The organism is Nocardiopsis sp. JB363, assembly GCF_900143625.1.
Lineage (GTDB): Bacteria > Actinomycetota > Actinomycetes > Streptosporangiales > Streptosporangiaceae > Nocardiopsis.
In genome coordinates this window covers 1-13,436 of the sequence record NZ_FRFF01000024.1, presented here as the reverse complement: position 1 = coordinate 13,436, position 13,436 = coordinate 1, and the positions used below count along the sequence as shown (strand labels likewise).

At 65.0% G+C, this 13,436-nt stretch carries 12 protein-coding genes; 3 read left to right on the top strand and 9 right to left on the bottom strand.

Annotated features, from left to right (window positions below):
- Nucleotides 1-96: 96 nt before the first annotated feature.
- Complete coding sequence (locus BQ8420_RS04920) at nt 97-771, top strand: GntR family transcriptional regulator (protein WP_235005925.1); 675 nt, start codon at nt 97-99, stop codon at nt 769-771.
- 101 nt (nt 772-872) lie between these two features.
- On the opposite strand, the gene BQ8420_RS04915 is transcribed toward BQ8420_RS04920, so the two are convergent.
- The 4 genes from BQ8420_RS04915 to BQ8420_RS04900 all read right to left on the bottom strand — a co-directional run bounded on the left by BQ8420_RS04915 (nt 873) and on the right by BQ8420_RS04900 (nt 5,407).
- Nucleotides 873-1,304 carry a cupin domain-containing protein gene (locus BQ8420_RS04915; RefSeq protein WP_087096617.1) on the bottom strand — a complete coding sequence of 144 codons (432 nt, stop codon included), beginning with the start codon at nt 1,302-1,304 and terminating at the stop codon, nt 873-875.
- Nucleotides 1,305-1,403: 99 nt separating this feature from the next.
- Entirely contained in the window at nt 1,404-2,813 is a 1,410-nt protein-coding gene (locus BQ8420_RS04910) for a sugar porter family MFS transporter (RefSeq protein ID WP_087096616.1), read from the bottom strand.
- Entirely contained in the window at nt 2,810-4,201 is a 1,392-nt protein-coding gene (locus tag BQ8420_RS04905) for a glucose-6-phosphate dehydrogenase (protein WP_087096615.1), read from the bottom strand. Before BQ8420_RS04905 ends, BQ8420_RS04910 begins: the two co-directional genes overlap by 4 nt.
- Before the next feature lie 93 nt (nt 4,202-4,294).
- Nucleotides 4,295-5,407 carry an NAD(P)-dependent alcohol dehydrogenase gene (locus BQ8420_RS04900; RefSeq protein ID WP_087096614.1) on the bottom strand — a complete coding sequence of 371 codons (1,113 nt, stop codon included), beginning with the start codon at nt 5,405-5,407 and terminating at the stop codon, nt 4,295-4,297.
- A gap of 201 nt (nt 5,408-5,608) precedes the next feature.
- Here BQ8420_RS04900 and BQ8420_RS04895 point away from each other — a divergent pair, with 201 nt between their 5' ends.
- Nucleotides 5,609-6,454 carry a methionyl-tRNA formyltransferase gene (locus tag BQ8420_RS04895; protein WP_087096613.1) on the top strand — a complete coding sequence of 282 codons (846 nt, stop codon included), beginning with the start codon at nt 5,609-5,611 and terminating at the stop codon, nt 6,452-6,454.
- Here BQ8420_RS04895 and BQ8420_RS04890 read toward each other — a convergent pair whose 3' ends face one another.
- The 5 genes from BQ8420_RS04890 to BQ8420_RS04870 all read right to left on the bottom strand — a co-directional run bounded on the left by BQ8420_RS04890 (nt 6,455) and on the right by BQ8420_RS04870 (nt 11,457).
- Nucleotides 6,455-8,866, bottom strand: coding sequence for a tetratricopeptide repeat protein (locus tag BQ8420_RS04890; protein WP_143847113.1), 2,412 nt, complete (start codon nt 8,864-8,866; stop codon nt 6,455-6,457).
- A gap of 13 nt (nt 8,867-8,879) precedes the next feature.
- The gene (locus BQ8420_RS04885; RefSeq protein WP_200815800.1) at nt 8,880-9,545 is read right to left on the bottom strand and encodes a DUF6879 family protein; all 666 of its coding nucleotides are present in this window, start codon (nt 9,543-9,545) and stop codon (nt 8,880-8,882) included.
- The gene (locus tag BQ8420_RS04880) at nt 9,538-9,804 is read right to left on the bottom strand and encodes a hypothetical protein (RefSeq protein WP_087096611.1); all 267 of its coding nucleotides are present in this window, start codon (nt 9,802-9,804) and stop codon (nt 9,538-9,540) included. The genes BQ8420_RS04885 and BQ8420_RS04880 overlap by 8 nt, the downstream gene beginning before the upstream one ends.
- A gap of 384 nt (nt 9,805-10,188) precedes the next feature.
- Complete coding sequence (locus tag BQ8420_RS04875; RefSeq protein ID WP_087096610.1) at nt 10,189-10,743, bottom strand: hypothetical protein; 555 nt, start codon at nt 10,741-10,743, stop codon at nt 10,189-10,191.
- 126 nt (nt 10,744-10,869) lie between these two features.
- Nucleotides 10,870-11,457, bottom strand: coding sequence for a hypothetical protein (locus tag BQ8420_RS04870; protein WP_087096609.1), 588 nt, complete (start codon nt 11,455-11,457; stop codon nt 10,870-10,872).
- Between the two features lie 912 nt (nt 11,458-12,369).
- Here BQ8420_RS04870 and BQ8420_RS04865 point away from each other — a divergent pair.
- Complete coding sequence (locus tag BQ8420_RS04865; protein WP_087096608.1) at nt 12,370-13,350, top strand: hypothetical protein; 981 nt, start codon at nt 12,370-12,372, stop codon at nt 13,348-13,350.
- Nucleotides 13,351-13,436 lie beyond the last annotated feature (86 nt).

Sequence of the window (13,436 nt, the reverse complement as noted above, 5' to 3'; positions counted from 1 at the left end):
TTCCCTTCAGAGGATGTGACGCACACCCCTAAATATCTGGTGTGGACACCTTGTATACACGGTGCATCCAGACTGTGTAAAGGTAGGGTGGGCTCCGTGTCACATCAAAAGAGCACCGCCACCGGGGGCAGCAAACCTCGACAGTCCGCGCGGGAACGCGCATACGAGATGATCGGGTCCGCGATCCTGGCCGGGACGTTCGCTGAGGGCGAATTTCTCGACGAGGCCGTCCTGGCCAGGGAGGTCGGGACCTCCCGGACCCCGGTACGCGAGGCCCTCCACCGCCTCCAGGCCGAACGCTTCGTTGAACTCGTCCCTCGGCGAGGCGCACAGGTACGGGTCGTCACCGCCACGGAGATGCGTGAGATCTACCAGGCCCGATTCGTCATCGAGTCCGACGCCATCACCAAGATCTGCGACCGCCGGTTGGGCCCTCCCCCCGAGACCCGGGAGCTCATCGAGGCGATGGAGACCGCTGGACGAAACCGGAACTGGAACGAGTTCTCCCAGCTCGACCAGGTCTTCCACTCCTCCATCGTCCGGCACCAGGGCAACGCGGTCCTGGGCGAGATATACGATTCCCTGCGTCCGCGGCAGGTACGCCTGGGTGTGCGCACCCTCACCGAAGGCCCGGAGCGCCTCTCCATCATCGAGCGCGAACACCGCGAACTGGAAGCGGCGCTCGAAGGACACGACGGTCCCCTCAGCACGTCGATCCTCAACGTGCACATCCAGGAGGTGCCCAAACTCGTCCAGGCCTTCTCCAGGTGAACCGGCGTGGTCGAGTTCCGCCGCCCCGGGCGAAGGAACGCCGGGTCCCCCACCCCCTCGGGTGAGCGGCCCGGCGCTCGACGATCCGTTCCGGCCCCCGGTCAGTCCTCGTTGGGGTCCTTCTCCGCGTCCTTGTGGGCCGGGTGCACGGTGCCGGGTTCGTGGTCCGGCGGGCCGTAGAGCGCGTAGAGCTTCAACGGTGTGTCACCGGTGTTGACGACGTTGTGCCAGGTTCCCGCGGGGACCATGATGACGTCGTCGTCCTTGACCTCCCGAACGAAGTTCAGGTCGTCCTCGGCCGGCCCCATCTCGGTGCGTCCGGCCCCTTGCTCCACCCGGAGGAACTGGTCGTTGTCCGGATGCACCTCCAAGCCGACGTCGTCGCCCACGTCGATGCTCATCACTGTGAGCTGTAGGTGCTCGCCGGTCCACAGCGTGCGCCGATAGTGGCTGTTCTCCACGCTCGCGTCCTCGATGTTGACGACGAACGGTTGCTTACCTCGGTCCTTCCCGGTGGTGTAATCGTCGCTCACGGCCGTACCTCCTGGGATCACGCGTGAAACAGCTCCCGACTTCCCTCACCCTAAGCACCGAGGGGTGAAGCACCCATGAAGGCACGGCCGGGCGGCCCGTCAGCCGTCCGATACCCCCCACCGGCTCCGCAGGTCCGCGCTCACCGTCTCGCTGTCCCGGTTCTGCGTCTCGGGAACGAACTTGACCACGAACACCAGCCCCACCAGGCAGATGGCCGAGAAGATCCAGAACGTCGGACCCTGCCCGATGAGCTCGATGACCGGCAGGAACAGCAGGCTCACCAGGAAGTTGGCGAGCCAGTTCACGGTCGCGCCCACGCTGGATCCCGTCGCCTGGTGGTCGGTCGGGAAGAGCTCCCCCAGCAGGACCCAGAAGATCGGGCCCATGCCGACGCCGAACGACAAGATGTAGAGCATCATGAACACGAGCATGAAGAGCGGCGGCATGCCCACGCTGAAGGCCAGTCCCAGCAGGCCGATGGAGACGCACATCCCGGACAGTGAGATGAGCAGCAGTGGGCGGCGCCCGATCCGGTCGACGAGGTTGAGCGCGACCAGCGTGATGATGACGTTGACGGCGCCGATGAAGACCGAGTAGTAGATCGCGTTCGACGCGGACAGACCGGCCTGGCCCATGATCGTCGGTGCGTAGTAGAGGATCGTGTTGATCCCGACGAACTGCTGGAGCGCGGCCAGGGCCACGGCGACCAGGAGCGCGGCCAGGGCCGTCCCCTTGAACAGGCTCGACGACCCGCTCCTGGCCAGTTCCTCCTCCTCGCGCTGCTCCTCGGTCACTCGGGCGACCACCTTGTCCGACCCACCCGGTTCGGTGACACGGTCCACGACCTTCCGCGCCCGCTGCGTCCTGCCGTTGCGGATCAACCACGTGGGCGATTCGGGCAACCACAGGGCCGCGATGAACAGGAGAGCGGCGGGGATGGCGCCGACCCCGAACATCACACGCCACAGCTCGGCGTCGGCCAGGGCCCAGTTCACCAAGTAGGAGACGAGCAGACCCACGGAGATGAACAGCTGGTTCAGGCTGAGGATGCGCCCTCGGATCTGCGCCGGAGCCATCTCTCCGAGGTAGGTCGGCACCGTGGCCGACACCCCGCCCACGGCCAGGCCCATGACGAACCGGCCGCCCAACAGCGCCCAGTAGCCGGGGGCCAGGGCCGCGACCATGATCCCGACGAAGAAGATGGCGCCGATGGCGCCCATCAGCGGACGGCGTCCGAAGCGGTCGGAGACGCGCCCACAGGTGAGCGCGCCGATGACGGCGCCGAGCAGCAGAATGCTCACGGCAGCACTCTGTTGGAAGGACGTGAGCTGGAAGTCCTCCTGGATGAACAGCAGCGCACCGGAGATGATGCCGGTGTCGAAGCCGAACAGGAAACTGCCGAGAGTGATGCCGATCGCCCACCTACGGACGGTCTTGAGTCCCTGGGGCGTGAGCTCGACGAAGTGGCTCTGCTGCCTGGGACGGGTGTTCAACGGTTGGCTGCTCATGGCTCCCGGTTCTCCGTGATCTCCGCGCCGGTACTTCCGGCCCGGTAGTTGTGGAGGGGGACCCGGCCGGCGTTCCAGGCGGCCAACACCGGCTCGACGATGCGCCACGACTCGACCGACATGTCACCGCGTACCGACAGGGGCATCTCGTCGGCGAGCACACCCCGCAGCACCTCGCCGTATTCGAGCAGCTCACCGGGGTCGTAATCGGTGTCGAGCGCCACCGGTGAGACGTCGGAGGGATCGCCCGGCCCGTTGACGTTCAGTTCCATCCGAAGGTGTCGGGAGCCCAGGCCGATGCGCAAACGGTTCTCGATGGAGTCGCCGACGAGCCCGTCGGGGACGTGTTGCGGGGGCTTGAAGCGGAAGATGATCTCCTGACGGGGCGAACCGATGGCCTTGCCGGTGCGGACCAGGAAGGGCACCCCGTTCCAGCGCCAGGTGTGGACGGCGAACACGACCTCGCTCAGGGTCTCGGTCTCGCGCGAGGGATCGACGCCTTCCTCGTCGGCGTAGGAGGGGAAGTCGCGGCCGTCGATCGTTCCGGCGGTGTAGCGGGCACGGTGGCTGAACCGTTCGGGATCGTCGTCCCACACGCGTGTGGCCCGAAGGATCTGGGCCTTGGCGTCACGCACGTCACGCGCGCCCAGTGTGCTCGGCGGTTCCATCGCCACCATGGCCAGGACCTGGAGCAGGTGGCTCTGGACCATGTCGCGCAGGGCGCCGGTGACGTCGTAGAAACCGGCCCGACCCTCAAGGCCCAGAGATTCCTCGAAGAGGATCTCGACCGACTCGACGTGCTCGGAGGTGAGCAGGGGTTCGATCACCCGGTTTGCGAACCGGATTCCGAGGATGTTGAGCACCGTCGTCATGCCGAGGAAGTGGTCGACGCGGTGGACCTGTTCCTCCGGCACCAGGGAGTGGAGCAACTCGTTGAGCGCGGACGCGCTGGCCATGTCGGTGCCGAAGGGTTTCTCCAGTACCAGCCGCGTGCCCTCGGGCACGCCGATCCGTTCCAGGACCCGGCAGCTCTCGACGATGACGGCGGGCGGCAGCGCGAAGTAGAGGGTGACGCGGCCGCGTGCCCGGGTCAGCAGGCGCCGCAGGTCGGCGTCGTCGGTGGCGTCGGATTGGACGTAGCGCGTGTTGCGCACGACGGTGTCGACGTCGGGCCCGCTCACACCCCCGTCCGCGAAGGCGCGGGCGACGGTCTCCCGCCATTGTTGATCGGTGCCTTGACCCTGGCCGCTACCGATGAGGAGGAGGTCGCCCAATGAGTCCGCGGCGACCAGCGTGCCCAGTCCGGGCAGGAGCAGGCGCTCGGTGAGGTCTCCTTGCGCACCGAGGATGATCAGGGTCTGGGTTGATTCGCCCACCGAGTCGTTCATGTGTTCCCCACCGTCGCGGTCCGGACCATCACCGACAGTAACCGCAAAAGGGTGCACGACCGTGGAAGTGGTGCCGCGAGGAGGAGGCGGGTGTCAGAAGCGCAGGACCGGTTTGATGACGCGGCCCTCGGCGGCGTCGGTGGCCGCCTCGTTGATCCGTTCCGGTTCGTAGAAGCGGACCATCTTGTCGAAGGGCAGCCGCCCGGCCCGGTACAGCCCCACCAGTTCCGGCAGGAAGCCGAAGAGGTTGCTGTCACCCTCGGTGACGCCACGAATGGTGCGCCCGTTGAGCAGGAAGTTGACGTCGAAGGTGCCCTCGGTGCCCGAGTGCGGTGCGCCGACCACAGCCACCATGCCGTCGCCGACCGCCAGGGAGTCGATCGCCTGGCGCAACAGGGCGGGCGCCCCACTGCTCTCCAAGGCATGGGTGAGGCCTCGGCCCTCGGTGATCTCGGCGATGCGCGCGACGGCGTCCTCTTTTTCGCCGTTGATGAGGTGGGTGGCCCCCAGTTCAAGGGCCAGGTCCAACCGGGAGGGCACGATGTCGATGGCGATGATGTTCGCGACCGGGGTGAGCGCCGCCGCCATGACCGCGGACAGACCCACGGCACCGCTTCCGAAGATCGCGACCGTGTCGCCGCTTCCGGGGTCGAGTTCGTGGAACACGGTCCCCGCACCGGTCTGGACGCCACAGCCCAGCGGCGCCAGCATGGCGAGTTCGTCCTCGTCGGCCGCCTCGACCGGGACGACGCCGCTCGCGTGGGCGACGCAGTACGTGGCAAAGGAGGACTGTCCGAAGAACCGGCCACCGATCGTCTCACCCGAGGTGGAGCTGATCGGGGTGGTGCCGTCGGGGCGCCGCCCACTGGCGTTGAGGGGGAGGAAGTCGACGCAGTAGGCGGGGTGCCCGCGCTGGCAGGAACCGCACGCGCCACAGGAGCTGAAGGACATCAGGACCTGGTCCCCGGCGGAAACGTGGGTGACGTCCGCACCGACCGCTTCCACCACGCCGGAGCCCTCGTGGCCGAGTACCGCGGGTAGGGGCACGGGCAGGTGCTCGTCGCGGATGGACATGTCGGTGTGGCAGATCCCGACACCTACGACACGGACCAAGACCTCGTCGCGTCGGGGCCCCTCCAGTCGGACGTCCTCCCAGGTGAAGGTACCGCTGCCAGGGTGGACCACTGCGGCTCGGGCGTTGGGCAAGACGTGTCCTCTTCTTTCCGTCCGTCCCCGTGGGCGGGGCGGGGTGGGGCGATCGGGCACATTTTCCACCAGGGGAAACGTGGTAGCCGGAGGACGCGCCGAGCGAAGTCTCCGGCCTTCGACCTGAGGGACCACTTCGGTATGGCGGAGGATTCTCGGCATCACACGTCAGACCTACCCCGATATGGCTAAGCTCGACCGATGAAGAAGAGATTGCGAGTGGCGATCGCCTCCTACGGTCCGGCCCAGTTCGCACTCATCGGTCGGATCATAAAAGACTCGGGACATACTCCTGTCGTTCACATCATGAGCCGTTCCATGAAGCAGAACAGCGCACCCGAGCCGGACATCCTTGATGGTGTGACGTCCACGTTGTCGTCGCTTCCGTCGGACATCGGCTTGCTTCTGCCATGCGACGCATCCGAACTTCGACCCATGCTCGTCGGGTACGAACCCGATCTTCTCGTGGTTTTCGGTTTCAATTGGCCGATTCCGACCGAAGTCATCGAGCTTCCCACCCACGGAACGATCAACGTACATCCTTCCTTTCTCCCGAAATACCGTGGCCCCTCACCGATACCGTGGGCCATCCGCAACGGGGAGGAGGAATTGGGCGTGACGATTCACCGAATGACCGGGAAGATCGACGCCGGACCGATTCTCGCCCGAGGGTCGGTAGGAGGCCTCTCCGAAGTAACGACGCAGGCGGAAACCTGGCACCTGATCGAAGCGGGTCTGCCGACCCTGCTCGATCGGGCCATCGGAGAGGTTCTCGCCAGGACGGAGGGGACACCACAGAACGAGGGGGAAGCGAGCCACGCCGGGTTCCCGCCACCCGAATGGGGCGAACTCTCCCTGCGCCAGGGCCGGAAGGAAGCACATGACCAAGTACGCGCGTACAGGTTCATGTATTCGGATTCCGGACCTTCGGCCGAACTCGACGGTGAGCCGGTACGCATCCTCGGAACCAGCCTCGACAAGCGAGGCCACTCGTGTCTGAACTATCCGGACGGACCTTTGTGGGTCACCGAATACGAGCCCCTGTGATCACTCTATCAATGTGATCAGACGCCGTCTCAGACGTGATGAATTCTTGTCGGAGAACTGCTCAAGCAACCCCACTCCCCGTGCCGAGAGATCCCGGACCTTCGCCGAATCGCCCCGGATCTTCTCGCAGTCGGCCAGGTTCGCGAGGGCCAAGGCCGCGTTCCAATGATCACCCGCGGACACCTGCATACGAAAGGCTTCCTGGTGAAAGGCGGAGGCATCATGGAAGTTCCCCAGAGCTTGATGTACCTCTCCCGCGCAGTTCACGGCGAGAGCCTCCCTGTTCCTGTCGCCGATCTGCCGTTGCAGGGAAGCAGCCAGGGTGCAGCATCTCGCGGCTTCGTCCAACCTACCTTCGGCGAGGTGGACCCGAGCCGCCTCGATCAACCAGAACGCTTCCCACATACGGTTATTGGCGTCATCGGCGATGGCCAGAGCCGCGTCTATCGCCATCGAGGCAGCGGAGAGGTTTCCCCGAAGTCGCTGCCCCCAGGAGGTCAGCCACAGGGCGTTGCCCTGCGAGGCAGAGTCGTCGAGTCCCGCGAAAACTTCTGGGAGACCATCGACGAGATCGATCGCCGTTGTCGCGTCACCATTCTCCAGGTAGGCCTCGGCCACGTTCGAAAGCGCCAGACATTCCCAACGCTCTTCCCCCAGGTCACGGAACCCGGACGCCGAACGACGAAAGATCTCCGCTGCCTCATCCAGCTCTCTGGTGCGCAGGCAGACCAGCCCCAAGGCATTGAGCGACTCGCAGACCGCCCTTTCGTCACCTCCCGTCTCCCTCAGCCGAAGTGCGTCGTCGAACGCACGCCGAGCCTCGTCGAGGCGGCGTTTGCGAAAGAGATACTTTCCCCTGTTGTCGAGCGCGGCCGAGTAACGGACTGGATCGCCGAGGGCCCTGGCCGCGTCCACCCCGATCTGGCTCATGACAGCCCAATCGTCAAAGGTGAAATGCTGCGCGTAGATCGGGCTCGCTGCCATCACGATATTCCACGCGCTCTCATGGTTTTCACTACTGAGCACTGCCTGCGCGGTGGAAACGAGGTTCTGCCGCTCCGACTCGAACCAATCGAAGGCCGCCGTCGAAGTGGCGAAGGACAAGGGGTCTGGAATGTCTTGCCCGTCGAGGGAAGAGGCAACGGAATCGATCGCCGACAGCGACATCGCGGCTTCTTCCAATGTGCGTGCGTACCAGTCGGCCAATCGACGAAGGCTCGTGCGAAGGTCGGCGATCGGCTCCGCCGTACGTGCTTCGGACAGCGCGTAGGCCTTCAACAGGTCATGTAGTTTGAATCGCCCCGGTGCCGAGGTCTCGACCATGAAGGCTCCCACGAGCAGGTCCAGGGAACGTCGGACCGTGCGGGCCGGTACGCCGCACAGGGCCGCCGCCGCGGATAGGCCGATGTCATGGCCGGGGTTGACACCCAGGAGCCGAAAGGTCCGTGCGGCGTCCGGGGAGAGTGCCCGATACGACCACGTGAACACGGTACGTACCGCCTCCGTGGTCGAGTCGTCGTGAAGGCTGAGAACCTCCCAGAGCAGGGAGTCATCCTTCAGGTCTTCGATCAGCTCGGTCAGCCGCGTCATCGGGCGAGACGCCGCCCGCTCGCCGGCGATCCTCAACGCCAGTGGTAATCGGGCGCATAGGTGTACGAGCTCGGTGAGGTCCGATTCCTCGTCCTCTCGCTTCTCATGGGTGACGGCTCTGAGGAGTGTGAGCGCATCGGCCTCGTCCAAGGTGTCGAGCTGCACCCTGTGGGCACCCTCACGCGCGCCGAGGGAGGGCAGCGCGCTACGGCTGGTCACGATGACCAGAGGGGACGCCGAACCGGGTAGAAGCGGCCGTATCTGGTTGGTCGACACGGCGTTGTCCAAGAAGATCAGAACGTCTCGTTCGGCGATGAGGCTTCTCAGGGTCGCCGAACGATCATCGACGTCATCGGGTATCGAGGATCCGGGGACCCCGAGGGCACGGAGCATCCGATCAAGGGCCATAGCCGGTTCCTCCGGTGGCCCATCGTCATAACCGCGAAGGTTGACGTAGAGCTGACCCGACGGGAATCTCGATCGGATTCGATGAGCCCAGCGAAGCCCCAGCGCGGTTTTCCCGACCCCGGCCGAGCCTGAGATCACCAAGATCCTCGCATGACGCGAACCGGGGTCACTCGTGGATTCCAGGAGCTCCATGAAGGTCGCCAGCTCTGAGGACCGATTGACGAAATGAGAGATGTCACCGGGGAGCTGACGTGGAACCTGGGAGGCGGGTTCTCGGGCCAGCGTATTGTAGAAATTCACCCCGCCCTCGACATCACGCGCCTGAACGATACCACCACTGGTGATATCGCCTTCGGCCCGGTTCTCGTGCGACGAAGAACTTCCAGGGGTCTGGTTCTCAGGTGGCTCGTCCACAGGGCGATCTCGTTCAGGATCGTATCGGATCGGGCCGATTATTCGATTCCAGGTAGTCTCGCGGGATCGATGGTCGCTCGGGCTTCGCGGGCGGAAGGTGTTCGATCTCCCTCCGGAAGAAGGAGCTGATCGGCTCGCCGGAAATATAGAGTTCAGCGATAAAGGTCCGACATTTTCTGATCAGGTCCTTGTCGTCGAACCTTCGCGCGCTTTCCAGTACTCCATTAGCGTCATAGACGGCCTGGTACATGACCCTGTCATCCATGGTGTAGATGTCCGGAAGCGACCCGAGGTCCTCTAGGTGCTCCACGTCCCGAGCCGACAGGACACGAATCGGGCCACCGGTCTCGTCTCGCACCTTCAGCAGGTTCAGCTCCCACTGAAGATACGGGGTGATCGGGGTGTCGACGATCCTGATGCGATAGGTCTGGGTTCCGGCCGATGCGACGCTCCGGTGGTAGTCGACCAGGTCGTCCCGGCGCTCTCGCAGCAGGCGCATCGAGCCTTCCCAGTCCCCACTGTCGAAGGCCTCCCAGCTGTCATCTCCGGGTTCTGCGAATGTCTGTCCGCGCTCCAACTTCCAGAACTCCCCGGCGACCGAGAAGTTGCGCTCGAAGTCGGCGTAGTATTCTTCGAGCGTCATGACCTGGCCAACAGCACCGTTCAGCGGCCTACTCATCCGGAATGTCCACCTTCGCCGCCAGGATCGTGCTACGCGGAATGATCACCAGGCTTTCACCCGGGTCCACTGAAACGCCTTCGGGAAGACGATCTCGGTACTCGGAAGTGAGATCCGTGCCGATGACGGCGACGTCTCCATTATCGAGTTCCCATATGTCGGGACAGCTGGCGTTTCCGCCGGTCGTGCCCAACTCATGGGACGATTTCCCATAGCGCCGCCTGAACTCGGCTGCCGAGTCGGCATCCCACTTCGCCATAGCAGGTCTCCTGTATGTGGTTGTCATCCACGTCGGCGCGACCCTTGTTACATCCGGGTTCACACTCTATCGAGAATAGACACCAATCGATACCTGGTCAACGCCCGTCCTTCACCAGGGGATATATCAAGGAGATTCAGACAAATCTCCCGATCAATCACACGGTGATCATTCAATACCCGACCATGGGAAGGGGAAAGCCGATCGGTGGCCGGCGCACGGCCGCTGCCCATCGGTGACGTTCCGAGCGTGGTCTAGCCTGGTCACCATGCCCGCGAGCCCGGCACCGCCGAGCAGCACGCTCCTGACCAGTACAAAGCAGCCTAAAGATCACTGGTCCGTGTCCGATTGGACTTGACACATTCCGAGGACCGAAGACGCCGGTTATCCGTGGAGTTCGACCAGGACGGTGGGCCGGCCGGGTTGCGCGGGAAGTGCCTCGCCGGTCCCCTCCGCCAACGCCGTTCGGACGCGGCTCGCGATCCAGTCGGGGGCACCGACCAGCTCCTCTCCCGCGAGCAGGGGGACGCGGGCGACGACGGTACCGAGCCCGTCGAGACGTTCCAAGGTCACGTCGGCGGACCCTGCGGCGAGATCCGCTTCGACGGCGACCAGGTTCAGGCGCTTCATACGCCAGTGCGTGGAGTCGACGGAGAACTGGTCCAAGAGCCACGCGTAGCGAGCCCGGACGGGCGCACCTTCGGCCGGTGCCCAGAACTCCCGCTCGTGTCCGGGCAGCACGGCCCGAACCCGCCGGCCCGGGGCCGCGCTCTCCAGCAGAGCACGCAGCCGCCCCGCGTCCGTGTCGGCTTCGGGGACGACCGTGACCTCCGGGCCTTCGTCCCAGACCGCACGTATCCGGGCCTGCGCACCGGACAGGTCCAAGGACGACAGGAGGAGGGCCGGGTCGGCCCGCTGGAGTGCTGAACATGCCCCCATGAGTGGTACCCACCACTCCACGTGCGGCCAGCGAGGAGAGGGGCGCAGCGGTTCTGCGTGGTGTGGCACCGGTCCTCCCAATGCGAATCTGGGGTGTGCGGGTACGTCACCCGCACACCTTGGCGACTAGACGTTCAGAGCCTCACGCACCCAGTCAGGGCAGCGGTCTCCACTCGTCTGTTCACAGTAGGCGTTGAAGGCCCCCATGGGCTCGTTGGAGTGGGACGGGACACGGTAGTCCACGATGACGCGGACGATCCGTGTGTCCAGGACCTGGCACTCGCGCCACCAGAACCAGCCGGTGCACTCGACCTCCCAGGCCTCCGCCTGGTATCGATACGAGGTTCCGCCCGGAGGGTTCTCCTGTTCCTTGGTGTGGTCGGGGAGGCTGGCGTTGGTGAACGGCCAACGGGTGACGGTGCGCACCGCCTCCATGCCGAGGTTGTGCTTCTGGTCGATCTTCTCCGCCCCGGAACCCTTACCGGTCGAGGGGTCGTAGTGGCCTTGGCGCCAGATGACCGTCTCACCATCAACGTCGTCCCAGCGGTTCAGCACGTCGTCCGCTTGGTTCGTTCCCTGTTCCTCGGTCTCGGGCACGACCCCTTCGGCCAGGAGCTCGATGTCCGCGTCGGTGACACCGAGCTCTGTCAGGTCGGCCAGATCGAAGCTCCCCTCAGGGCGTTCCTCACCGACAGCGAAGACGCCGAACGTCACGGTGTCCTCAGCGGTTCGGGGGGGGCGGTCTCCGCGTTGACCGGAGCAGAGGACAGGATCATCACTGCTGTACAGACGGATCCGAGCACGGTCGCGGAAAAAGAGAATGACTTCACGGTTTCCTTTCCTTTGGGCGGGAGATCCGAGCGAGATATTAATTCATGACTCACCCGAGGAAAATTCCATAAAGCGGAAACTCAAGACAGGGTCCTCCGCGCCGTTGCCCAAGAGATTCCCTTTAGCGACGCTGAGCTGCGAAAATCAGGGCTTCTCCGATTTTCAAGGCTTACGCTCCCCATTATTTCGACCACATGGCCGGAAGTGGACAAGGCGATAAGATCTTCTCAACGAAGATCGTGACTGTTCGGGTCTCTCCGATCAGTTGACCGGTTCGTCTGCGGAAAAAGCTCCTGGCCTGCAACGATCAGCAGCTGAGCTTCTCCGACCAGACCGTGCGCCCCTATGAGGACCTCGCCGCGCTGGTCGTCGAGCAGGCCGCCACGATCACCCGATTCCGCTCCGATCTGGAAACCAGGATCGCCCGAACCGAAGTCTTAACGCCGCCACACCGGTCGCAAATCCGTCCGTCGATGCGCGGGCCCCCTTCGACCACGAAGTAGGTTCTTCGACGGCCAGGGAACGGCCCGGGATGCCACTGAAGTCGATGACATCCGCGAAGTGTCGGCGGATAGCGGTTCATACGTGCTGAACAGCGATGGGGGTGGCCATAAGCAAAACCCTATCCACGTTCACGAAGGGGCTCAGAACGTCTCAGAGGCCTGGTTCTGTCGTATGCCCCCGGTACGCTCCGCGTGACCCTTCAGCCATCACCGCTGGGCTTCCCTCTCCCCATCCTTCTCCCCCGCCCATCCCCCTTCTCGGGAAGCACTGCGGCCTCTTCCAGGAGTCCCCATGGAACCGACCTACGCCGACCTCACCGCCAGCCCCGCCCGGGTGGCCAACGCGCATGTGGACCGCGAGAACGCCCGGTTCGGCGGAAGCAGGATAGAGCTGGATTCCGGAGGCTCCGTCGATCTCACCTTCTACCTGGACAGGGCGATCGTCGAAGGCGTTCTGCGGGTGACCGCGCTCGTCTCCAAGAGCGGGGGCTCCCCCGGGTACGCCCCACTGACCGTGCTGGTCAACGGCGAACCGGTGGCCTCGCGCCTGACCATCCCCGGCGGCGGAGACCTGCCCCAGAGCCTGGACTTCGCGGTTCCCGGCGGGTGGCTGCGAACGGACGGCCCCAACGTGGTGACCGTGCGCAGCGGCACGGATTCCCGAACGATGCTGTGGCTTTACCGGATCAGCCTTGATTCCATCGACGAACGCGACCGCTCGGTTCGCGCGATGCTCGCCGCCGCCGACCAGCGGTCGGTGCTCCGCTACACCACCAGGAAGCGAGTCCAGTCCGCGGAGGGGTCGGAGCAGCGGTGGGAACCCGGCGGCCGGCTCCTGGTGTACGTCGACCGGGGTGAGATGGCCCCGATCGCGCAGCTCTCGTGGCGCGACACCGACGGAGCCGAGGCGGCGATCAGCTTCCAGTCGGCCCTGGGTGACTTCCACGGCTACCACCGCTCGGCCGATGGCCTGCTGAGCGAGTACCGGGGTGACCTGGAGGAGCGTTGGGCCTACCCGGAGGGGACGGAGGAGACCACCGTGCACCGTTTCGGCACCGAGGAGCACTGGGGCGAGCGTTGGCACACCTCCGGGGAGCTGCGCCTGATGGTCGAGGACCGTGGCGCCCCGGTGGAGCGGATCACTTGGCGTGACCAGCGGGAGAACTCCGGGTCCGTCACCTTTGAGGAGAAGGCGGCCGGCTTCCTCGGCTACTACCAGCGGGTCAACGAGGGCCCCATCGGTTACCGGGGCAGAGCCGTCAACGAGCGGTGAGACCTAGGAACCCTGCCGGTAGCCGGGCGTCTTTTGGGTGGGTTGGTGGGGCGCGTGAGGGGGTGATCCTTGGGGTTGTGGGGTGG

Excerpts from the sequence above, each read along its gene's own strand:
- BQ8420_RS04895 (WP_087096613.1), top strand. The coding sequence starts at position 5,609 with ATGAAGAAGAGATTGCGAGTGGCGATCGCCTCCTACGGTCCGGCCCAG.
- BQ8420_RS04885 (WP_200815800.1), bottom strand. The coding sequence starts at position 9,545 with ATGAGTAGGCCGCTGAACGGTGCTGTTGGCCAGGTCATGACGCTCGAA.
- BQ8420_RS04905 (WP_087096615.1), bottom strand. The coding sequence starts at position 4,201 with ATGAACGACTCGGTGGGCGAATCAACCCAGACCCTGATCATCCTCGGT.
- BQ8420_RS04910 (WP_087096616.1), bottom strand. The coding sequence starts at position 2,813 with ATGAGCAGCCAACCGTTGAACACCCGTCCCAGGCAGCAGAGCCACTTC.
- BQ8420_RS04880 (WP_087096611.1), bottom strand. The coding sequence starts at position 9,804 with ATGGCGAAGTGGGATGCCGACTCGGCAGCCGAGTTCAGGCGGCGCTAT.
- BQ8420_RS04865 (WP_087096608.1), top strand. The coding sequence starts at position 12,370 with ATGGAACCGACCTACGCCGACCTCACCGCCAGCCCCGCCCGGGTGGCC.
- BQ8420_RS04875 (WP_087096610.1), bottom strand. The coding sequence starts at position 10,743 with ATGGGGGCATGTTCAGCACTCCAGCGGGCCGACCCGGCCCTCCTCCTG.